Here is a 22,336-nt window from a genome sequence, read left to right as displayed (position 1 = left end):
TTGTATGGAGCATTATCAGGATAGTCAGCGTTATTCGTTGGGCAAGTTGTACGACGCAGTGGTCGAAAAATTCCCTTCGCATCCGGCCGTGATTCATGACGGTATCACGTTGACATATTCCGAACTTAGAGAGCGGGCTGATGCTCTAGCTTCTGAGCTATCTCGCTCATTTGGAGTTAATCAAGGTGATCGAGTTGGTATATATCTCGACCGATCTGATCAATTAATTGTGGCTATTCTTGCCACTGTTCGGCTGGGTGCTAGCTACGTACCGCTAGATCCGGACTATCCAATTGAACGCGTGCGGTACATGTTTCAAGATTCTAATAGTGCGGTATTGATTACGCAGTGTAAACACCGCATAAAAGCTAGACAGCTTACAGATGCAGTGCTTGACCTAGACAGTCCTTACCTTATTTTAAATGGTGGTTTTACACCCGAACTTTTACATAGGGCTGGGGCATCGAGTTTGGCTTATGTTATGTATACCTCTGGTTCAACTGGCGACCCTAAAGGGGTCGCAGTGACCCACGGGAATATAATAAATTTGATCTCTTCTGATTATTACTCAGACATAACTTCATCGTCGAGAATGGCTCAACTGTCCAACAGTTCTTTTGATGCTACCACATTTGAGTTGTGGGGGGCGCTCTTGAACGGTGCGTGCTTGATCATTATAAAGGGTACCGCAGCCTATGATCCGAATACGCTTCCTTCTCACCTTGCTATGCATCGTATTACCCATGCGGTGTTAACATCTGCGGTTGTTTCACAAGTGGCTGCGTATAATCCAGCCGCCTTCAAAGGCTTGGAAACATTATTATTCGGCGGAGAGAAAGTTGACCAAAAGTTTATAAATTTGATAATCAACAGCGAGCCCCCGAAGCGATTGATGTATATGTATGGGCCAACTGAATGCACCACATTTTCTACGGGCTATGAGGTGCATGCAGTCGATCTGTCCGCCAGCAGTATTCCGATAGGGCTAGCCATCAGTGGGGCGACTGCCTTTATCCTCGATGATTTTCTCGAACCTGTCAGCATCGGCCAAACGGGCGATTTGTATATTGGTGGTAACGGTGTTGCACATGGATACCTCAATAAACCAATTTTAACGGCCAGCCATTTTTTGCCTGATCCTTTCAGTCCGATGCCGCGGGCCCGGATGTACAAGACCGGCGATCTCGCTCGTTATCTGCCAGATGGTCAGATTGAATTCATGGGCCGTAACGATGAGCAGTTAAAAATCCGTGGATTTCGAATTGAGTCTACAGAAATAGAAGCGAAATTGAGCCAAGTTCCCGGTGTCAATGATGTAGTTGTTGGCGTCAAAGTTGTCGATCAAGAGACTCAGTATCTTGTTGCCTTTATTGTTACCACGGATGGAGCCTCCCTTGATGATTCGTTTCTAAGGCGTGCGCTGCTCAAGCAGCTTCCTGCATACATGGTGCCAGCGGTCTTCGTCTATTTGGAGGAGTTTCCTCTTACGATAAATACTAAGGTCGACCGAACATTACTTTTACAGAAAATGACCCTACCCTCCATCGGTAACCGAGGCGAAGGCTTTGAAACTCAACAGCAATTATTAGCAATCTGGCGTAAGCTTTTGCTAATAGAAGAGATTGCTCCGGATGATGACTTTTTTTTGTTGGGTGGTCATTCACTGCTGGTGATCAAGCTAGCTGGACATATCAAACGTGATCTTCATGTGACTGTGCCGATTGACATGTTGTTTCAGTACACACGTCTGGCTGACATGGCTTCTTATCTTCAACGTGAGATCGAACAGGGCCTTCAGTCTGTATCTCACTCAATGATTGAGCCGCCGTTAGCAAGCGATGATCATGCTTCTATCTTCGCGCCGATCATGCTGAAACAAGGGCACTCGGATAGTATTCTAGTGCTAGTTCATCCTGCGGGTGGAGAGGTTACTTGCTACCGATACTTGATTGAAAAGTTACCACCTGAATGGACCGTGTTGGGCTTTCAACGACCAGAATTAACCGGCGGGACAATTCCGTCGTTCATAACTTTGGAGAAATTAGCCCAATCGTATGTGAATGAGTTAATAAGTGTACAACCTAATGGGCCGTACCGGCTGGGCGGTTGGTCCATGGGAGGCGTCATTGCCTTTCATATGACCACATTACTTGAAGCCCAAGGACATGATGTAGTATTTCTAGGGCTAGTCGACTCGCACTTTGTTGTTGCTCAAGCTGAATGGCAGTCTATTGAAAATGATTTGATTGATCTTTCATCCACTGATTTAACGCAACACACGAATTATCGGGCAGTTATGTCCTCATTCGAAGAGCATATGTCAGCTCAGTCTTCGGTAGTTAACCAACTCGAAATTGATGTTGATGTCCTTCGCCGTCTTTATATTGCTAATTGGATAGCACTTTGCAGATATCAACCAAGTAATTCGGTCTCGAGTTTATCTTTCTATGCTGCGCAGAATAGCCGTTCAACATTCTCTTTCCCTGAGCGAATGAGACATCTTCAAGCGCTTTGCGACAGTCCGTTGCGAGTGAGTATCGTGCCAGGCGATCATTATTCCGTAATGCAAGGTGAGGATTTGGCAACATTCGCTGAGCAATTTATTGAAGATCTAAATCTTTCATTAGGCGACACTCAGTAGTGAACCTTTTTTGTAAACTTGTGTATCGTCGTTAAGGGAGCCACCTATGATTAATGATCCACGCATGCAAAATCTACACACGCCAACATTGGCTGATGTATTAGACACTTTTGGTGTGTGGGGGGTCCTTGATTCAAGGATTATTCCCATGAATGATTTCACGGGGCCCGTGTTTGGTATTGCCTATACGGTGCGCTGGGCGCCAGTTCGCAAACCAAGAGATATTATGGCTGCGCAACCCTCTACCTGGAATGACGTCAAACATTTTCTGGCCCCCGAAGTTAAAAGTGGGCGAGGCAAGATTTATGTCGGAGGGGTAGATAATGGTGTTTTGACGGAACTGGCGCTGGCTGGCGGATTCAGTGCTGCGGACTTCAATTTGAGGGGATTCGAGGGTATCATCTTGGGGGGGGCGATCAGGGATGCACATGTTATCAAGCAATTGAGTATTCCGGTTTGGGCAACCAATTTTACGCCTGCAGACACCCAAGGTAACTTCAAGGTGTCTGAGGCCGGAACGACGTGCAACATTTCAGGCATAACAATTAAAACGGGTGACCTAATAGTCGCGGACGCATCAGGATGTGTGGTTGTGCCGCAAGAGTTAATAACTGACGTACTGACCAGAGCTTTTGAGATCGAACAGAAAGAAAAGATAATATTCGATAGAGTTTCAGCGGGTGAGGTACTTTGGGATGTTGTTCATGATCTAGGTCGATTATAAAATGATGATCATAAATAAATAAATTTGGTTTTCAGCCGACGATATCATTAAGGTTTATGGGGGGGTTGCGTATGGAAAAAATTAATAAGGGGTACGTGCTGGCAATTATCAGTGTGGATGATCCAGAAGTCTTCAAGCAGTACGTAGCACGCACTCCGCATGCAGTGGAAAAATTTCGGGGAACGTTTTTATCGAGGGGCACGGATTATACGATTCATGAGGGCGGAAGCGATCCCGCGCGTATTGTGCTCCTTGAGTTCGAGTCTTATAAGGTTGCGAAAGATTTTTACGAATCTCCGGAGTATCAGGAGGCTGCCAATTTTCGACGGAAATCAGCGGCTACCCATTTTTTTATTCTCAACGGTTATGACCACAGCCTTGCAGCTATTGTCCCGGGTGGGTTGAAGGAAAAAGGTGATTAATGAAAAAAGTTAATGTCAATGCTGTACGCGGAACGAGGGATATGCTTCCCGCCGCTACGGAATTTCGTGATACGGTGCTCCAGAAAATATTAAGCGCTTATCAGGCATGTGGTTTTCGGCGGATAGAAACTCCAGTGCTTGAAAGTCTTGATCTATTGCTGGCCGGCCAGGGCGGCGAGAATGAAAAACTAATTTTCAAGGTCATGAAGCGTGGCGAAAAGCTGGATATTGCCGGTGCTCGAGAGGAGTCGGATATTGCTGAATATGGTTTACGTTTTGATTTGACTATCCCGCTTTCGCGTTTTTATGCAAATAACATTTCACAATTGCCGATGCCTTTCAAATCTGTACAGGTGGGGCCCGTATGGCGCGCGGAACGACCTCAGCGAGGCCGCTATCGTCAGTTCATACAATGTGATATAGATGTGATTGGGGAGCCATCAATTAATGCAGAAGTTGATCTTATTAGGACAACTGCTAAATGTTTGAGTAGTGTTGGCCTTAAAGATTTTGTTATCCGTATCAATAACCGAAAACTAATTGAAGCTTTATTGGTAGAGTGTGGTTTTTTTGACCGCGATTTCTCCGGTATTATGATTGCCTTGGATAAACAGGACAAGATTGGTATCGAGGGTGTGCGCTCTGAACTCAACGGGTATTCGGCTGAAGCAGTTCAACGATTGATTGATTTTCTCAATGAAGGAGTTGAAACTCCTCAGGGTGTTACTTCGATTTTCAAAGGTTCAACTCCAGCGGGTGTGATCGCACTAATTGAAGATTTGGATGTCGTAATGGATACGGTTCGTTCATTGTCGCAGGGTAACTATGAAATTATATTTGATCCTTCTCTTATAAGGGGGATGGGTTATTACACTGGGCAAATATTTGAAATTACTTATAAGGAGTTTCCATTCTCTATAGCCGGCGGTGGTCGTTATGATGGTGTCATCGGTCGATTGCTCGGGCGTGACGTAGCTGCTTGCGGTTTTTCAATCGGATTTGAGCGGTTGTGCGAGGTTTTGGAACTTGAGAAGTTGGTGGAGGCGAGCCAAGGCGATCGAGCTATTATTTTCGTTGAAGAGGATGCTCAATCCTCATTCGCTTATGGATTAGCCGTACAGATCGAAAAAGATTACGCCGTGGTGAATGTGCTGCGGAAGCTAAAAAACCATCATCGCCAGTTAGAAAACCTATACGCCGAGGGTTATCGGGCATTTTATTATCCGACTGAGACAGGGTATCAGCAGCGCGTTGTAGAATTTGATAAGGTTTGAAGTGTAAGCCTCATTCTTTCTGTAGCTCCGAAAGCATGAGGCTATCCATTATTTCACAGTATGAATAGAGAAACCCATTGGTACTTCACCAAAGTCTTCTTTTATATGCAAGTTGTTATTTTTTGCGGAGGGTAGGGTTGTAATGCAAGCGTCTACTAATCCGTTGGCGCACTGTATTGCCGCTTCGGAGTTGCTGGTGACAATGCTTTTTTTATAGTCGGTCGATACAAGTAACTGTGGAGCGGGGTGGGTCGCGACTGAACTGACAGGTCCCTCGTTACGGGCAGCTAACACCATATTAAAGGTATGCATAATAAAGCAATCAGACAGTGTTAGTGTTTTCAGATTTGAGAATACGAGTGTGTGTAGTTCCGGATAAACGATACAGCCCAGTAACGCGTGACTGGGGTTTTTTGGCATTTGTTCCAATGCTTTTTCCAATGTTTGATAAAGCTTAACCTCACCAGTTCTTCCTTGCCGCTTATACCATTCGTTAGCTGCTTTTTCACAGTTTGTCCCTGCCGGGCCAAGTGTATGGATCACTTCAATCGCGTTCAAACTATCGGCGTTCATGCTTGACTCCTTTCAAGGTGGTTACATTTTGTTTTTAACAAAAGCTCAGCGCTCTGTAAAGTCTTGTAACAATTTATTTTTGACTTCCATATTGCCATCCAACGAATCCAGTTTTTTGACGTCGCGCCTTAATTAGCCAGTCTCTCAAGTCTTCACCTCTTCACGCTGGTGATAGCTTCGTTCAGCTACGACGTGGGTAGCGAGGTGAAATTTGCGGATAGCATCTGTGTCGGTGGTTGCGCAGCCGTGGTTGAGGCTATCGCGCGATTTTTTTGGTGGGTTTATCAACGTTTAAGCAAAGGAAGGATCTATGGGCAATGGCAGGTATCAGTAGTCTGGCGGATACGAGTCTCAGCGTTGATATGGGATGGTCAGCAAATGCCGGACGCAACGTTAAGTTTTTCCACGGCCCGAGCTGGCGCCGATCCACCGTTGAGTTGGTGATGCCGTTCCAGTTGTACCGGTGCATCAAAAATGGCTGATATACATTGTGTCTCCAGCGCAGTTCGATCACCCAATGTTGGTATTAATTCTGTTTTGAGACTACTAATGCAAGCTCTGCTGTCGTACTTTCCTAGCAGTTTCATCGTCGACTCATGCTTTGTTGAACGCGATCTCGCCATAACCCCTGCCGAAATAATCGCCTTGTGTATTGCCCCCTGATCTGAGTGAAATAGTAGATCTTAAGGTCTGCTACGCTGCTAATAACCAATGTCCACTGCATTGATCACGAGTTCGGCCTCCGGTTTTTTTAACGGTGCCCAGCCAACGATTCTATGTTGCGGAGAACTAATAGATGGCTAGGTAATGCCACTTTGCTTGCGCCCAGATATAGATCTATAGATAGATGATGTCGCGGTAGCAGGCTTGATTCAGGGCTGGCACGGCAACTCACGGTTAAAGTTCTTCCGACTGTTGCTCGTTTGTAGGCATGGGTGCCGTTTTCTTACCATGCTACGTACACTGAACCGTCCAAGCTGTTCACTCCTCTCACGCATCAATGACAAAATTCTGCGGCTACCCTTAGCGCGACGACTTTGCGAGAAAAACTCATCGATTCGACTGCTCAATCAAAGCCTTTAACATCGGACAGGTTCTTGGCGTAGTAGCGTCAGCGGGTAATATTAAGCGCCTTACACAGCCACTGACTCGTGATATTCACCAGCTCGACTTTATGGGCTTTCGATCAGTGCATAGATTCTAGATCTACCGCGCATACCGTCCCTAGTGTCCTGAGCGGTTAATTCAAAAATCTATTTTTAATCGCACCCAGCTTTGCTTTATGCACCGAGCTGATGATGGTTTCAGCCGTTTTGTTCCACTTGAATGGTTTTGCTGAGTGCTCATTGTGGGCTTCGATGAATTGACGAATGCCCGTTTTCAGCTCCGCGACGCTGGTAAAAACACCCCGATACAGGGCTCGCCGCTCCAGTTGAGCGAACCAGCCTTCCACGGCGTTCAGCCAAGAGGCGCTGGTCGGCGTGAAGTGCAGCTTGAAGCGTGGATGCTTCTCCAACCACTGCTTGATCGCGAGAGTCTTGTGAGTCGAACTGTTGTCCAGGATCACATGCAGATCCAGTTCGGCCGGTGTGCTGCGGTCGATCTGTTGCAGGAAAGCCAAAAACTCCTTGGCCCGATGACGCTGGGTAATCCGCCCGATCACCTTGCCCGTCAAAATGTCAAAAGCCGCGTACAGACTCGCCGTCCCGTGGCGTTTGTAATCGTGGGTTCGACGCTCGATCTGCCCCGGACGTAGCGGCAACATCGGCTGTGTGCGATCCAGTGCTTGGATCTGGGTTTTCTCGTCAACCGACAGCACCAGCGCGTTATCCGGCGGGTTCAGGTAGAGCCCGACCACATCGACCACCTTGTCGGCAAAGAGAGGATCGTTACTGATTTTGAAGGTCTTCAGCCGGTGCGGCTTGAGGTCGGAAGCGGCCCAGACTTGTCGAACCTGCCACGTGCTGACCTGCGCATATTTGGCCATCAGGCGAACACTCCAGTGTGTTGCCTCACGAGGGACACGCTGAGTTGTTAACGTCAGGATGTCGTTGAATTTTGCAGCACTGAGCTTGCGCGGCTGGCCGCTACGCGGCAAATCGTTCAATCCCTCAAGCCCTGCCTCCTGATAGCGCTTGCGCCATTTAAAGATCACGGATGCCGATACTTGCATCTGCTCAGCAACGGTATTGGGTGTGAGCCCATCCGCCAAGAGAAGCAATATTCTGGCGCGTTGTGCGAGGTTCTGCGCCAATGACCCCATCCGCAACCAGCCTTGCAGGGTGACGAGGTCGGAAGGTGTTAAAGCAAAGGGAGCAGCGGGACGGGCCATTTGTACAATCAGTCCATGACGGTGGGCCATCAGTTTACCGCCCCTCCGATTGATAGTCGAACTAACCGCTCAGGACACTAGCTCGTAACAAAAAGAAATAAAATAATAAAAATTAATTGAGATGTAGGTATTTACATCTTTGATATGTAGGAGATTGCCGATTTTCTATGTTTTGATCGAGCAAATGTATTTTTTAGGTATACCCATACGAGACTCTCGTTTGAGACAGTTTTCTCGTCTCAATAGGGTTGTCTTTCGTTTTTGGTATGCTAGTTTTACAACGTCTAAAGCCTAATGAGACAAACCTCGCCCATGGCACTTTACGGATACGCCCGAGTCTCCAGCAGCGACCAAGATTTTGTGCTGCAAGAAAAAACCTTGCGCGAAGCGGGTTGTGACGTGGTTCGTTCCGAAAAAGGAAGCGGGGCAAGCCGAGTGGGTCGAACGGAGCTTCAAACGCTGCTCGATTTCCTACGCCCTGGCGATACGCTAGTGGTTACACGCATTGACCGCCTTGCACGCAGCATCAAAGATCTTCAAGACATCGTTTACACGCTAAAAGAGCGGGGAGTCAGTCTCAAGGCGACTGAGCAGCCAATCGATACGCTCAGCGCGGCGGGGAAAGCCTTCCTGGACATGCTGGGCGTTTTTGCAGAGTTTGAAACCAATTTGCGACGTGAGCGCCAACTTGAGGGGATTGCTGACGCTAAAGCTCGTGGCGTTTACCGGGGCCGTAAACCGTCCATTGACCCTCTGGAGGTTCAACGCTTGCGGGCTGAAGAGAAACTAGGCGCGACAGAGATTGCTCGACGGCTTGGCGTCGGTCGTGCCTCAGTGTATCGAGTGTTAGCTCAGCATGGACACCAAGCGTAATTCCATTCCTGTCGACTCGCTGTTGCAGTTGCGGCAGCGATTGGATCTTTTGCCACGCAAAAGTCCTGAGCGCGCCAGACAGGTGCAGGCCGTTGCCGAGCTATACGGCATGTCGTCTACCACGGTCTACCGTGCATTGCATGCTTTCAACAAACCGCACGCAGTACACCGCGCTGACCACGGCAAACCACGCAAACTCCCAAAAGCCGAGCTAGAGCGCTATTGCGATCTGGTCGCGGCTTTGAAACTGCGCACCACCAACAAGAACAAGCGCCATCTCTCTACAGCCAACGCAATCAAGCTGCTGGAGGATTTCGGTGTTGAGACGAAGCAAGGCTTAATAAAGGCTCCCAAGGGGCTGTTGACCAAGCCGACCGTCAATCGCTATCTGGATCGTTGGCACTTGGATCATGCGCATTTGACGCGAGAACCAGCTGCGGTGCGTTTCCAGGCGGAGCACAGCAACGATTGCTGGCAGTTCGATATCTCTCCGTCCGATCTCAAGCGCATCGACAAGCCAAACTGGATCGACCCCAGTAAGGGCGAGCCTACACTGGCGATTTTCAGTGTGGTCGATGACCGCAGTGGTACTGCTTACCAGGAGTACCACTGCATCTACGGCGAGGATGCAGAAACAGCATTGCGTTTTCTGTTCAATGCCATGGCGGTAAAGGCCGACGCCGAGAATCCATTCCAGGGCCGACCAAAGATGATCTATCTCGACAATGGCCCTGTCGCTAAATCTCGCGTGTTCCAGAATGTGATGCAAGCGCTCGCGATTGAATGGCAGACGCACCTGCCTGCCGGCAAGGACGGTACGCGAACAACGGCTCGATCCAAGGGAAAGGTCGAACGTCCGTTTCGTACGGTTAAGGAGGCGCATGAGACGCTGTACCACTTTCACAAGCCGGAAACTGAGCAGCAGGCGAACGAATGGCTGTCGCACTATCTGGTGCACACCTACAATCAGCAGCGCCATCGTTCAGAGTCGCGCACCCGCATGGCGGACTGGCTCACTATGCTGCCAGATGATGGCCTGCGCGAGATGTGTACCTGGGAGCAGTTTTGTCGATTTGCACGCGAGCCGGAACGGCGCAAGGTTGGCATCGATGCGCGTATTACCATTGATGGTACACAGTATGAGCTTGAGCCCGGCATGGCCGGAGACCATGCGATTTTGTTGTGGGGCCTGTTCGACGATGAGTTGTACGCCGAATATGAAGGCGAGCGCTTCGGCCCCTATTATCCTGTAGACGGTCCTATTCCGCTGCGCCGGTATCGGGCATTCAAACGAACCAAGGCGGATGAGCGCGCAGACCGCATCCGTTTACTGGCCGACCGGCTTGGATTGCCGATTGCGGCACTATCTGGCACCGACGTGCACTTGTCTGATGCTCCCATGTCCGCGGCGGACATTCCACGTCAGCCGTTCGACCCGCATGCCCACGAATACCACTATCCGACAGTGATTGCTGCCAAGTTGGCCATCGCTGACGAATTGGCCAAACCGCTGGCCAAGCTTGTGGCTGAAGACAAAGTATTCATCGATCAGGTGCTGGCCGAAACGCTTATGCGCCGGGTCGTTCTGGAGCGCGTGCGCGAATATTTCCGACACAAAAAAGGAGCTCAACATGCGGGCTGAAGTGATGCAGCATTTCGGGTTGACGGTGCCGTTCAAGCAGGCTGGCTACTATGAGACTGAACACCACAAGGATCTGATAAAGGACGTTCGTGGAGCGGTGCAGGAAGGTCGTTTGGTCGCAATCTGTGGTGTGATCGGCAGCGGCAAGACCGTGCTGCTACGCCGGTTGACCAAGATGCTGCAAGACGACAAAAAAGTGATCGTCTCCAAATCTGTCGCCGTGGATAAGCACAACATCAAGCTGGCCACGTTGATCGAGGCTCTTTATTACGACTTATCGTCCGAAAAGCAGGTGCAAATTCCCAAGAAGATCGAGCGCCGAGACCGACAGCTTCAAGAAATGATTTTAAAGGGTAAGAAGCCCATCGTCATGTTCGTCGATGAGGCGCATGACTTGAATGGGCACACCCTCACTGGCTTGAAACGTCTGATGGAACTGGCCGAAGACGTGGATGGACTGCTTTCGGTAGTGCTTGCAGGCCACCCTAAACTGCGCAATGACCTGCGCAAGGACAACATGGAGGAAATCGGCGCCCGTACCGATGTGTTCTCGCTGGACGGCATTACTGGGGCACAGCGCGAGTATATCGAGTGGTTATTACGTACCTGCACTGGAGCGGAAGACGCCAGCGAGTCAATCCTGACGGACGCTGCCATCGACCTGCTCGCGAGCAAGCTGCGGACACCGCTGCAAGTGCAACTTCACCTCACGCTGGCCTTAGAGGCTGGATACCAGACCGGCGAGCGGCCTGTGTCGGTGGATGTCGTCGAGTCGGTACTCTCACGACATATCGATGACCTGGAGCCCACGTTGACGCGCAATGGTTATCGCATGAAGGACTTGGTGGAGCAATTCAGCGCCAAGCCGCATGAGTTCAAGGCGTTGTTCAATAACACCCTGGATCTCGAACGGGCGACTGAGCTGCGCGACAAGATGCTCGCGGCCGGCATTCCTCTGTGATCCCAAACCACCGCTGGTCATTTGCAGATAACGTGAGCCCGTCGCAATGAAACGCGAGCCCGCGTCGTCGAATGCAAGCCCATTTGCAATTAATGTGAGCCGGAACCTTTGGTTGGTTGCAGCTAATGTGAGCCAGAAATGCCGCTTAATGCGAGCCCGAGTGTTTTCAAATGCGAGCCGCTACACGTAGAATAGCCCCACACCCCGACGAGATGCGAGATGGCCAGGCCCCGCGAGTTTGATGAGAAACAAGCACTTCTGGCGGCCATGCATGTCTTTTGGAACAAGGGTTATGCCCGCACCTCGCTCAACGATCTGCTACGAGTCACCGGCCTCAGCAAGAGCAGTTTGTATGAGACCTTCGGGGACAAGCGCAAGTTGTTCATGGCCGCCTACGAGGTTTATCGCCAAGAGCGTATGCAGATGCTGCGCGGTTACCTTTCGAGCCAGCCAACAGCCTATGCCTCGATCGAGACATTCTTCGAAACAGTCTTGGAACACGCCAAGAACGATGACAAGCCCTTCGGCTGTATGAGTTGCAACGAGGCGGTCGAATTCGGACCGCATGACCCGGAACTGCAGGAGCTGATTCAACTGGACTTTCAAGGAATGGAAGCGGCCTTTGCCTATGCGGTGAGGGATGGTCGGCAGGATAGTTCGATCGCCTCGACCCTAACTGACCAGGCTCTGTCCAGCTTGCTGACGGTCAATCATCAGGGCCTGCAAATCATGGCCCGATCCAGGATGGATCCCAACAGACTCCAGATGGCGGTGGCAGCAATGCTTACCGTGCTGAAGTAGATGCCATTTTTTTTACCCATTACGGACCGTTCGGTCCGTAAAGTAAATGATGAGCGTCAATAGCTGCACCTGAAACACCCCCTTTTCGTCAACTAGAGAGCAAATGCCATGAAGATGTTTACTGCCGCTGACTCGGTTCTGCTGCTGATCGACCACCAGGTCGGCACCATGAAGCTGATCCAGACCCTGCCGTTTGAGGTCGTCAAGCGCAACACCCTGGCTCTGGCCAAGGCTGCCAAGGAACTTGGCGTGCCGATCGTGCTGACCACCGGTACCGAAACCCAGTTCCAAGGGCCGCTGCTGCCGGAATTCAAGGAACTGTTCCCGGAAGAGTACGAAGCCCGTATCGCCCGCGGCGGCATCGTCAACACCTGGAGCGACCCGATCTTCCGCGATGCAGTGCTGAAGACCAACCGTCGTAACCTGATCATGGCCGGCGCCACCACCGACGTGTGCGTCATGCCGCCGGCCATTAGTGCCCGCCAGGATGGTTTCCAGGTCCAGGTCGTGCTCGATGCCTCCGGCTCTCCGTACGAGTACTCCGAAGAGGCTGCTCGCCTGCGCATGGTTCAGGAAGGCGTGACTCTGACGGCCACCAACACCATGATTGCCGAGCTGGCTCAGGACTGGAGCCGCCCGGAAGTAGGCAAGGTGCTGCAGATCATGAAGCACGAAGTGCTGCCGCAGGTCTTCTGAAGGCTCACGCCGTTTGGCGGTGAAGTGGCGGTCGCTCCAGCAAACGTGAGGGTGCTGGAGCGGCTGTCACCCTGTTTTATCCCCTCTCAGGGCAGCATCTGCCCACAGCCAACGGGCTCGGCCCTGAAGTAACTCATCCCCAACAAACTCATCAAGGTGAACTCATGGACATCAAGAACACCCGAATCCTTGTCGCCGGCGGTACCGGAGGCGTTGGCGAAGGTATCGTGCGCGCCCTGCTGGCTGCAGGCGCAACCGTAGCGGTCACAACCCGCTCCGACTCCAACGTGGCAAAGCTGCGCAGCTATGTTCAAGACGTCGCCGGCGACCGGCTGCACGCCTTCATCGGTGGCTTCAGCAGCGAACATGAAGCGCTCTCGCTCGGCCAGACGGTCAAGAATCAGTTCGGCGAGGTCGATGTGGTTGTCGCCTCCCTCGGTGGCTGGACCCAGGGTCAAGCCATTCCCAATGTCTCGGTGCAGACCTGGGAAGACGTCGTTCGTGACAACCTCACCTCTCATTTCCTGGCCATGAAAGCACTGTCCCCGCTGCTGGCCGCCCGCCATGGCCGCTACGTGCATATCAACGGCTCCAGCGCGGAAATGTCCTACCCCGGCGCCGGCCCGGTCGCCGCGATGGCCGCTGCCCAGAAGTCGCTGACGCTGACTCTTGCCAAGGAACTGGGGTCCATCCAGGTCAAGGTAAACGAGCTGATCCTGCCACCGATCAACACCCGTCAGCGCATGGCTTACGGCAAGCAAGACTTCCTGAGCGCTGTGCAGGTGGGTGAGTACATCGGAAAGCTCATCGAAGAAGATGACAACGAAGTGCTGCACTACCTGGATCGCTAAGGTTTTGCGGCCGACTTTGGCCGTCAATGCCTATCCACCTTCTGTAATCCAAAGGAGTCATCCATGAGCTATTCGCTTCCCCAGCTGCCCTACGCATATGGCGCCCTCGAGCCGCACTTTGATGCGCACACCATGGAGATCCATCATTCCAAGCACCATCAGACCTACGTCAACAATCTCAATGCGGCCATTGACGGGCTAGGCCTGAAAGCGATGTCTGTGGAAGAGTTAATTGCCGGCTTGGATGGCTTGCCGGCGAGCGTGCAGACCGTTGTGCGCAACAACGGTGGCGGTCACGCCAACCATTCGCTTTTCTGGACGATACTCAGCGCCAATGGCGGCGCACCGGCCGGCAAGCTGGCCGCATGTTGGCGCTGATTGAAAACTGACCCACCCTGCCGATTGAAAATTGACCCAGGACGGATTGCTGATTTCTGTCCCAGCAATTGTGGATAAGCTTAGCAGCAGTGTTCCGATTAAAGACGCATCAAGCCCCACCGCATGCAGCAGGGCGTTTATGGTGCGGATCAAAATGGCTCATCGTCCTCGATATCATTTCCGTCCTTTCGCTTTCGTTCCCGTGACTTGATCTTTGTCTGGGCCGCCAAGGTGCTGTGTTGCAAGCGGTAAGACTCGTTGCCCGTTTCGACGATGTGGCAGTGATGTGTCAGCCGATCCAACAACGCTGTGGTCATCTTTGCGTCGCCAAACACACTCGACCATTCCGAGAAGCTCAGGTTGGTGGTGATGACCACGCTGGTGTGTTCGTACAGTTTGGACAGCAGGTGAAATAACAGGGCACCGCCGCTTTGACTGAAGGGCAAATACCCCAGCTCATCCAGTATCACCAGGTCTGTTCGTAGCAGTCCCTGGGCGATTCGGCCTGCCTTACCATCGTACTTTTCACGCTCCAGCAGATTGACCAGATCCACCGTGGAGAAAAAGCGCACGCGTTTGTTGTGGGCCGTAATTCCGGATATAGCCAAGGCACTGGCCAGGTGTGTTTTCCCGGTTCCAGGCCCGCCGATGAACACGACATTCTGCGCGGTTTCAGTGAACGCTAAGCTGGATAGATCGCTGACCAGCCGGGCATCAGCGCTGGAAGCGCTGAAGTCAAAGCCAGCTAAGTCACGGTGCATGGGGAGTTTTGCCATGTTCATCTGATGATTCACCGAGCGCACCGCGCGATCTGCATGTTCCTGCTGAAGCAGATGTTCCAGCAGCCATTTCGATGAAGCCGTCGACGCTGTTCCTTGAGATACCAGTTCTTCCCAAGCACTGGCCATACCGTGCAGGCGCAGTTCTTTGAGTTCAGTCATCAGGTCACGCATTGCGATTCTCCTCATCGGTCGTACGGAGCCGGTCGTAGCGCGCCGTATTGGCAACAGGCGCGACCTTGAGTTGCAGGCTGGTTTCTACACAGGGAGGTGGTGCGGTGGAGGTCAGGCGGGCAAGGACATTGAGGATGTGATCGGCGCTCAGACTTCCCGATTCAAGTACCAGCTCCACCGCCACCAGCACAGGTTCGAGACCCGCAATTGGCACAGCAGCCAGTACCTGCATCATGATTCGATCACCGTTGGTGTGACGCCTCAGCCCTCGTTTGAGAAGCCGTAACGGTTTTGGCAGATCAGCAAATGGCGCGCCATTGCGCAGTGCACCAGGCTTGCGCTCGATGAGTGGGATGTAGTGCTGCCAGTCAAAACTGACCTGATCTCGATCAAAGAGGCGCTCATGGCTGGCGATCACCGTTTCGTCGGCAATGACCACGATCCGCGAAGGGTACAAACGGCTGCTGACCCACTGACCAACACGCTCGCAAGGTACCGAATAACGATTGCGCGCCACGCTGATTAGGCAGGTGCTAGTGTCCTGAGCGGTTAATTCAAAAATCTATTTTTAATCGCACCCAGCTTTGCTTTATGCACCGAGCTGATGATGGTTTCAGCCGTTTTGTTCCACTTGAATGGTTTTGCTGAGTGCTCATTGTGGGCTTCGATGAATTGACGAATGCCCGTTTTCAGCTCCGCGACGCTGGTAAAAACACCCCGATACAGGGCTCGCCGCTCCAGTTGAGCGAACCAGCCTTCCACGGCGTTCAGCCAAGAGGCGCTGGTCGGCGTGAAGTGCAGCTTGAAGCGTGGATGCTTCTCCAACCACTGCTTGATCGCGAGAGTCTTGTGAGTCGAACTGTTGTCCAGGATCACATGCAGATCCAGTTCGGCCGGTGTGCTGCGGTCGATCTGTTGCAGGAAAGCCAAAAACTCCTTGGCCCGATGACGCTGGGTAATCCGCCCGATCACCTTGCCCGTCAAAATGTCAAAAGCCGCGTACAGACTCGCCGTCCCGTGGCGTTTGTAATCGTGGGTTCGACGCTCGATCTGCCCCGGACGTAGCGGCAACATCGGCTGTGTGCGATCCAGTGCTTGGATCTGGGTTTTCTCGTCAACCGACAGCACCAGCGCGTTATCCGGCGGGTTCAGGTAGAGCCCGACCACATCGACCACCTTGTCGGCAAAGAGAGGATCGTTACTGATTTTGAAGGTCTTCAGCCGGTGCGGCTTGAGGTCGGAAGCGGCCCAGACTTGTCGAACCTGCCACGTGCTGACCTGCGCATATTTGGCCATCAGGCGAACACTCCAGTGTGTTGCCTCACGAGGGACACGCTGAGTTGTTAACGTCAGGATGTCGTTGAATTTTGCAGCACTGAGCTTGCGCGGCTGGCCGCTACGCGGCAAATCGTTCAATCCCTCAAGCCCTGCCTCCTGATAGCGCTTGCGCCATTTAAAGATCACGGATGCCGATACTTGCATCTGCTCAGCAACGGTATTGGGTGTGAGCCCATCCGCCAAGAGAAGCAATATTCTGGCGCGTTGTGCGAGGTTCTGCGCCAATGACCCCATCCGCAACCAGCCTTGCAGGGTGACGAGGTCGGAAGGTGTTAAAGCAAAGGGAGCAGCGGGACGGGCCATTTGTACAATCAGTCCATGACGGTGGGCCATCAGTTTACCGCCCCTCCGATTGATAGTCGAACTAACCGCTCAGGACACTAGGCTCTGTACGGAAATTTCGTACAAATTGCATGGCTCAGGCCAGCGAGACCAACGCCGCATAACTTTTCGCGGGTTTTTCGAAGCGCGTAACGATGCGGCGGTTCTCCTTCAGCCAGCCAAACATAGGCTCGGTGATATTGCGCTGCCGGCACTTGGTGGGTTTTCGCTTCATACTGCGCAGAGGAATAACAGGTTGCATCCGATGCCTGTCGCAGTAGCGACGCAATGCCTTGGCGTCATAGCCTTTGTCCGCCAACAACAGTCGGCAGCGTTTGCGGGGCCGACCGTGCAGACTGGGTATATAGGCTTCATCAAGCAACGGCTTGACGCAAGCGATATCGCTGGCTTGTCCGTCCGAATAGAAACTTCAGCGGGATGCCGTTGGCATCGCACAGCATATGGATCTTGGTGATCAGGCTGGCCCAGCTGCGCCCGAGCGTGTGATTTGCGGTCCTTCAGGTCCTCTTTTTTCCTGCACCAGAAGAGGCCCGGGTTGCTCGTACCACACTGGAGTCAATCAACCAGGTCTCCAGATCAATTAACCATGCTCGTTTAGCTTGATGCGAAGCCGCTTGAGCATCTGGTCAAACTCTACTCGATTGCGCCAATCACGGAAGCGCTGATATAAACCGTCGACCATGGGTCAAAGTATTCAGGCATATCGTGCCATACAGCGCCAGGATAGAGTACCCAGAAGACGTCGTTGAGCATCAAGCGATCATCTGTTCGTTGCCGCCCGCTGCGGCGTGGCTTATAGAAAATTTCTGCAACTAAATCCCAGGCTGCGTTGGGGAGTCCGTACCGTTTGGCTATCGTAGGCTCCTGCCTTCGATGAGCGCGGACTTTATTGAATCTCGACGCCCGTGGAAGTTAAATTGGTTTCGACTAATTTCGTACATCGCAGCCTCCCGGTAGATTTCTGTTGCGATTTACGATGCGGAAGCTCATCGACTATTCTCCAGGGCTTGCCGGCTAACGAACGCCTCAAGACTCTTAAATAATATGAGTCTCCGCCTGCCTAGCTTGAACGTTGGGATCTCGCCACGACCGATATAGTCATACATTGCGGATCTCGCCACGCCTATCAAACGAGCCCCTTCCTCAACGCCAACACTAATGGGGTTTGCACGGATTTCTGAATTCATCACTCGATCCTCTACCGCTTTAAGAAGGGTTTTTACAGTTGATGGCGTTACGATATGTGGCTGTACATCGAATGTCAACACATTCGTTGTGCTGAAGCTAAAGGTGTGACAGGCTATCTACCTCGAATTTCCTTTTAGGAGTACCGCTGTGGCAGTCAGAAAAAAATCCGAAACGATCAATCTCCGTGTCAGTCCTGAGTCAAAAAATCTACTTGAAGGGATGTCGAATGTTCTCGGCAAGACAGCTACCCAGATCATTGAGGAGCTGATTGCCGTCGCAGCGAAGAGCGTGCAGCTCAAAAAACTGGGCGACATTGTGGACACGGAGAGTTTGAAGGATGAAGGTTTGGATCTACCAACAGTGGTAGAGGCCGCTTACGTTGAGGGCGACCCAGTACTTACGAAACTTAGGATGTTTTACATTGCGCCTAGTGCAGTCGGCGAGCGTGATAAACTAATTGTTTCTGCTATTGTTGAGTCGTTAGATATATTTTTTGGTCCATCTGAGCTATTTTCTGATGAGGATATTCCTCTGAAGTCAGATTTTCGATCTATGACGCCGATGTTGGATTTGCATAAAATATACAATAAGTGGGATGTTCTTGAAGAGTATGCGGTTTTTAGAGGGAAAAATAAAAGTTTAAACTCTACCTTTTCCGCATTTCTCAAATTGACGAATAGAGACTAAGGGCCTCAACTGCTCTAGCCTTGATGTCGGGTGCAAGATGGGCGTACCGCAACGTCATTTTGATGTCTGTATGCCCCAATAGATCACGCACCGTGTTTAGCGGGTATCCTGCCGCGACAAGGCGTGAGGCGAAGTCGTGGCGCATATCATGCCACCGAAACCCGCTGATACACGCTTCCTGTAAAAGCTTTTTCCACGCGGTTTTGACGTCCTCCATTCGGCCACCTTCAAGTCCTGGGAATACAAAGAGGGATTGTCCGCTTTGATCTTTCCAAGCACTAAGCGCTTTAGTTGTTTCGGTATTCATCGGTATATGGCGAGTCTCAGAAGTCTTTGTGATGTCGCCGCCAACAGTGATTATCTTTCTGTCAAAGTCAATCGCATTCCATGTTAATCCAAAAATTTCCCCCCGTCTCATCCCTGTGCTCAATGAAACGATAATCATCGGCTTTAAATGGTCGGTGAATGTAAGTTCACGTAGGTTTTGGTACAGCTCCTTGTGTCTTGCAGTTCTCCACCGATTTGCGCTGTCGCGTTCTAGTATTGCTCGGTGCTCTCTAACTTCCAATGCATTGAGCAGGTTGCGCATTTCATTTTCGGATAGGTAGCGGATCGTTCCCTTGGAGTCTATTTTCAGAGGCTTGATTTTTTCTGAAGGAGAGATAGACAGATATCCCCAATCCACCGCACGAGAGAACACTCCACCTATAGATCCCATTTTGCGGTTAGCGGTGGACGATTTGTTGCCTAATTGCATCCATGTGGTGCGGATCTGTTCGAGATCGCGGCCAGTAATTGCGTCGATTCGCTGAGCCATAATCGGACCGAAGTTGTTGTCCAAGGTGTGCAGAGTTTTTTCATGGCCCTTATGGTGGGTCTTGAACCACGGCATATAGGTATCATTGATGAAGTCGCGTAGAGAGGGGAGAGCAGTACCTTTTCGGTTTTGGGTGACTGCCAGTGGTTCGCCGTGATTCCGCGCTTCATACAAGTACTGTGTTGCTTCCTGGCGAGCTTGGTCGAGGGTAAGGATGCCGACTCGCCCCAGAGCTTTTTTGGATGCTCGCCTCCATCTGACTACGTACGATTTAAACCCAGCAGCCGTAACACGGACGAACAGACCCGCTACCAATGTGTCGTGGACCTCATATTCTTTGCCGGTGGTTTTCAAAGCTGAGATGAGCTTACCAGTTAGCTTCTCTTTCATTTGCTATCCGTGGGTGCATTATGGGTGCAAAAACTACTATACGGACCTGTATTCTCAGACGCAACCGGACGATATACCCAATAAAATCTGGGGGGCGCCAATATACATAGAGGGCGAAATGGCCCTCCTAAGGGGAAGGTTGGCCGTTCGAACCGGCCCTGGGACACCATCTCTGTTGAGTTTTCCCTTTTCGGTATTCGCCGGTCTAAAAAACAGTCTTTCTCGCTCCTCGCTTTCGCAGGTCTCAGCCGGGCTTCTTCCGGTTGGAGCTCGATGCATTTGTGTGGGTGGGGGTATTCACGCCCCAGGGCTATACGCTTCTTCTTATATAGAAGAGGCGGCGAGGCATCCTGATTTTATAGGCGAATGGGTTTTTAGCTTTTTTGCGGATAAGGGGTTGACGTTCATGGCGATCCCTGTAGAATTCGCCTCCCGCTTACGAGAGATCGCAAGCGCAAGTGGTTGAAGTTGTTGAAGAAATCTTCGAAAACTTCTGAAAATAACCACTTGACAGCAAATGAGGCTGCTGTAGAATGCGCGCCTCGGTTGAGACGAAAGATCTTAACCAACCGCTCTTTAACAACTGAATCAAGCAATTCGTGTGGGTGCTTGTGGAGTCAGGCTGATAGTCAACAAGATTATCAGCATCACAAGTTACTCCGCGAGAAATCAAAGATGTAACCAACGATTGCTGAGCCAAGTTTAGGGTTTCTTAAAAACCCAAAGATGTTTGAACTGAAGAGTTTGATCATGGCTCAGATTGAACGCTGGCGGCAGGCCTAACACATGCAAGTCGAGCGGTAGAGAGAAGCTTGCTTCTCTTGAGAGCGGCGGACGGGTGAGTAATGCCTAGGAATCTGCCTGGTAGTGGGGGATAACGTTCGGAAACGGACGCTAATACCGCATACGTCCTACGGGAGAAAGCAGGGGACCTTCGGGCCTTGCGCTATCAGATGAGCCTAGGTCGGATTAGCTAGTTGGTGGGGTAATGGCTCACCAAGGCGACGATCCGTAACTGGTCTGAGAGGATGATCAGTCACACTGGAACTGAGACACGGTCCAGACTCCTACGGGAGGCAGCAGTGGGGAATATTGGACAATGGGCGAAAGCCTGATCCAGCCATGCCGCGTGTGTGAAGAAGGTCTTCGGATTGTAAAGCACTTTAAGTTGGGAGGAAGGGTTGTAGATTAATACTCTGCAATTTTGACGTTACCGACAGAATAAGCACCGGCTAACTCTGTGCCAGCAGCCGCGGTAATACAGAGGGTGCAAGCGTTAATCGGAATTACTGGGCGTAAAGCGCGCGTAGGTGGTTTGTTAAGTTGGATGTGAAATCCCCGGGCTCAACCTGGGAACTGCATTCAAAACTGACTGACTAGAGTATGGTAGAGGGTGGTGGAATTTCCTGTGTAGCGGTGAAATGCGTAGATATAGGAAGGAACACCAGTGGCGAAGGCGACCACCTGGACTAATACTGACACTGAGGTGCGAAAGCGTGGGGAGCAAACAGGATTAGATACCCTGGTAGTCCACGCCGTAAACGATGTCAACTAGCCGTTGGAAGCCTTGAGCTTTTAGTGGCGCAGCTAACGCATTAAGTTGACCGCCTGGGGAGTACGGCCGCAAGGTTAAAACTCAAATGAATTGACGGGGGCCCGCACAAGCGGTGGAGCATGTGGTTTAATTCGAAGCAACGCGAAGAACCTTACCAGGCCTTGACATCCAATGAACTTTCCAGAGATGGATTGGTGCCTTCGGGAACATTGAGACAGGTGCTGCATGGCTGTCGTCAGCTCGTGTCGTGAGATGTTGGGTTAAGTCCCGTAACGAGCGCAACCCTTGTCCTTAGTTACCAGCACGTAATGGTGGGCACTCTAAGGAGACTGCCGGTGACAAACCGGAGGAAGGTGGGGATGACGTCAAGTCATCATGGCCCTTACGGCCTGGGCTACACACGTGCTACAATGGTCGGTACAGAGGGTTGCCAAGCCGCGAGGTGGAGCTAATCCCATAAAACCGATCGTAGTCCGGATCGCAGTCTGCAACTCGACTGCGTGAAGTCGGAATCGCTAGTAATCGCGAATCAGAATGTCGCGGTGAATACGTTCCCGGGCCTTGTACACACCGCCCGTCACACCATGGGAGTGGGTTGCACCAGAAGTAGCTAGTCTAACCTTCGGGAGGACGGTTACCACGGTGTGATTCATGACTGGGGTGAAGTCGTAACAAGGTAGCCGTAGGGGAACCTGCGGCTGGATCACCTCCTTAATCGACGACATCAGCTGCTCCATAAGTTCCCACACGAATTGCTTGATTCATTGAAGAAGACGAAAGAAGCAGCCCGAAATTGGGTCTGTAGCTCAGTTGGTTAGAGCGCACCCCTGATAAGGGTGAGGTCGGCAGTTCGAATCTGCCCAGACCCACCAATTTTGTGTGGGAAACGCCTGTAGAA

Annotated in this window: 17 protein-coding genes, 1 tRNA gene, 1 rRNA gene and 3 pseudogenes; 14 read left to right on the top strand and 8 right to left on the bottom strand. The window is 51.4% G+C overall.

The annotated features are described in order from the left end of the window. Positions 1–4 precede the first annotated feature (4 nt). The 4 genes from CLM72_RS21300 to hisS all read left to right on the top strand — a co-directional run bounded on the left by CLM72_RS21300 (position 5) and on the right by hisS (position 5,061). Positions 5–2,641, top strand: a complete 2,637-nt coding sequence (locus CLM72_RS21300) for an amino acid adenylation domain-containing protein (RefSeq protein WP_105228004.1) — start codon at positions 5–7, stop codon at positions 2,639–2,641. A 46-nt stretch (positions 2,642–2,687) separates the two neighbouring features. Further along, entirely contained in the window at positions 2,688–3,365 is a 678-nt protein-coding gene (locus CLM72_RS21295; RefSeq protein ID WP_105228002.1) for an RraA family protein, read from the top strand. A 71-nt stretch (positions 3,366–3,436) separates the two neighbouring features. Next, positions 3,437–3,787, top strand: a complete 351-nt coding sequence (locus CLM72_RS21290) for a DUF1330 domain-containing protein (RefSeq protein ID WP_105228000.1) — start codon at positions 3,437–3,439, stop codon at positions 3,785–3,787. Continuing rightward, a complete protein-coding gene (hisS, locus tag CLM72_RS21285) occupies positions 3,787–5,061 on the top strand; it encodes a histidine--tRNA ligase (RefSeq protein ID WP_105227998.1) in 1,275 nt (424 codons plus the stop codon). Before CLM72_RS21290 ends, hisS begins: the two co-directional genes overlap by 1 nt. 48 nt (positions 5,062–5,109) lie before the next feature. Here hisS and CLM72_RS21280 read toward each other — a convergent pair whose 3' ends face one another. Continuing rightward, entirely contained in the window at positions 5,110–5,634 is a 525-nt protein-coding gene (locus CLM72_RS21280) for a hypothetical protein (RefSeq protein ID WP_105227995.1), read from the bottom strand. A 1,240-nt stretch (positions 5,635–6,874) separates the two neighbouring features. Next, complete coding sequence (locus CLM72_RS21275; RefSeq protein ID WP_105226939.1) at positions 6,875–7,966, bottom strand: IS630 family transposase; 1,092 nt, start codon at positions 7,964–7,966, stop codon at positions 6,875–6,877. A gap of 312 nt (positions 7,967–8,278) precedes the next feature. Between CLM72_RS21275 and CLM72_RS21270 the strand changes: the two genes are divergently transcribed. The 7 genes and pseudogenes from CLM72_RS21270 to CLM72_RS21240 all read left to right on the top strand — a co-directional run. After that, positions 8,279–8,839, top strand: a complete 561-nt coding sequence (locus tag CLM72_RS21270; RefSeq protein ID WP_095031005.1) for a recombinase family protein — start codon at positions 8,279–8,281, stop codon at positions 8,837–8,839. Positions 8,840–8,843: 4 nt separating this feature from the next. Beyond that, positions 8,844–10,481: a DDE-type integrase/transposase/recombinase gene (locus CLM72_RS21265; RefSeq protein ID WP_218275519.1), complete on the top strand. Its 1,638-nt coding sequence runs from the start codon at positions 8,844–8,846 to the stop codon at positions 10,479–10,481. Next, the gene (locus CLM72_RS21260) at positions 10,471–11,442 is read left to right on the top strand and encodes an ExeA family protein (RefSeq protein ID WP_105227991.1); all 972 of its coding nucleotides are present in this window, start codon (positions 10,471–10,473) and stop codon (positions 11,440–11,442) included. Before CLM72_RS21265 ends, CLM72_RS21260 begins: the two co-directional genes overlap by 11 nt. Before the next feature lie 219 nt (positions 11,443–11,661). Then, complete coding sequence (locus CLM72_RS21255; protein WP_105227989.1) at positions 11,662–12,243, top strand: TetR/AcrR family transcriptional regulator; 582 nt, start codon at positions 11,662–11,664, stop codon at positions 12,241–12,243. Between the two features lie 108 nt (positions 12,244–12,351). Continuing rightward, positions 12,352–12,939: an isochorismatase family protein gene (locus tag CLM72_RS21250; RefSeq protein ID WP_105227987.1), complete on the top strand. Its 588-nt coding sequence runs from the start codon at positions 12,352–12,354 to the stop codon at positions 12,937–12,939. 164 nt (positions 12,940–13,103) lie between these two features. After that, entirely contained in the window at positions 13,104–13,790 is a 687-nt protein-coding gene (locus CLM72_RS21245) for an SDR family NAD(P)-dependent oxidoreductase (RefSeq protein WP_105227986.1), read from the top strand. A gap of 63 nt (positions 13,791–13,853) precedes the next feature. After that, positions 13,854–14,153 (top strand): annotated as a pseudogene (locus CLM72_RS21240) (superoxide dismutase); the annotation flags it as partial. A 164-nt stretch (positions 14,154–14,317) separates the two neighbouring features. On the opposite strand, the gene istB reads toward CLM72_RS21240, so the two are convergent. The 5 genes and pseudogenes from istB to CLM72_RS21215 form a co-directional block, all read right to left on the bottom strand. Further along, complete coding sequence (istB, locus tag CLM72_RS21235; RefSeq protein WP_105227982.1) at positions 14,318–15,121, bottom strand: IS21-like element ISPsy20 family helper ATPase IstB; 804 nt, start codon at positions 15,119–15,121, stop codon at positions 14,318–14,320. After that, positions 15,114–15,662: pseudogene (locus CLM72_RS21230) on the bottom strand (IS21 family transposase); the annotation flags it as partial. The pseudogene CLM72_RS21230 and the gene istB, both read right to left, overlap by 8 nt. 8 nt (positions 15,663–15,670) lie before the next feature. Next, positions 15,671–16,762, bottom strand: a complete 1,092-nt coding sequence (locus CLM72_RS21225) for an IS630 family transposase (RefSeq protein ID WP_105226939.1) — start codon at positions 16,760–16,762, stop codon at positions 15,671–15,673. 115 nt (positions 16,763–16,877) lie between these two features. After that, positions 16,878–17,656, bottom strand: a pseudogene (locus CLM72_RS21220) (IS5 family transposase). A 131-nt stretch (positions 17,657–17,787) separates the two neighbouring features. Beyond that, on the bottom strand, positions 17,788–17,988 hold the full coding sequence (locus CLM72_RS21215) for a helix-turn-helix domain-containing protein (protein ID WP_105227980.1): 201 nt from the start codon (positions 17,986–17,988) through the stop codon (positions 17,788–17,790). A gap of 148 nt (positions 17,989–18,136) precedes the next feature. Between CLM72_RS21215 and CLM72_RS21210 the strand changes: the two genes are divergently transcribed. Then, complete coding sequence (locus tag CLM72_RS21210) at positions 18,137–18,676, top strand: hypothetical protein (RefSeq protein ID WP_105227978.1); 540 nt, start codon at positions 18,137–18,139, stop codon at positions 18,674–18,676. Here the strand turns inward: CLM72_RS21210 and CLM72_RS21205 are convergent. Continuing rightward, entirely contained in the window at positions 18,654–19,883 is a 1,230-nt protein-coding gene (locus tag CLM72_RS21205) for a site-specific integrase (RefSeq protein ID WP_105227976.1), read from the bottom strand. The genes CLM72_RS21210 and CLM72_RS21205 overlap by 23 nt on opposite strands. Before the next feature lie 732 nt (positions 19,884–20,615). Between CLM72_RS21205 and CLM72_RS21200 the strand changes: the two genes are divergently transcribed. Continuing rightward, positions 20,616–22,152 (top strand): 16S ribosomal RNA (locus tag CLM72_RS21200). A gap of 81 nt (positions 22,153–22,233) precedes the next feature. Then, positions 22,234–22,310: transfer RNA gene (locus CLM72_RS21195), tRNA-Ile, on the top strand. The last annotated feature ends 26 nt before the right edge of the window (positions 22,311–22,336 follow it).

The organism is Pseudomonas sp. MYb193 (assembly GCF_002966775.1).
GTDB classification, from domain to species: Bacteria; Pseudomonadota; Gammaproteobacteria; order Pseudomonadales; family Pseudomonadaceae; genus Aquipseudomonas; species Aquipseudomonas paracarnis.
Note: the sequence above shows the minus strand (reverse complement) of the source record. Positions and strands in the feature narration are given on the sequence as shown.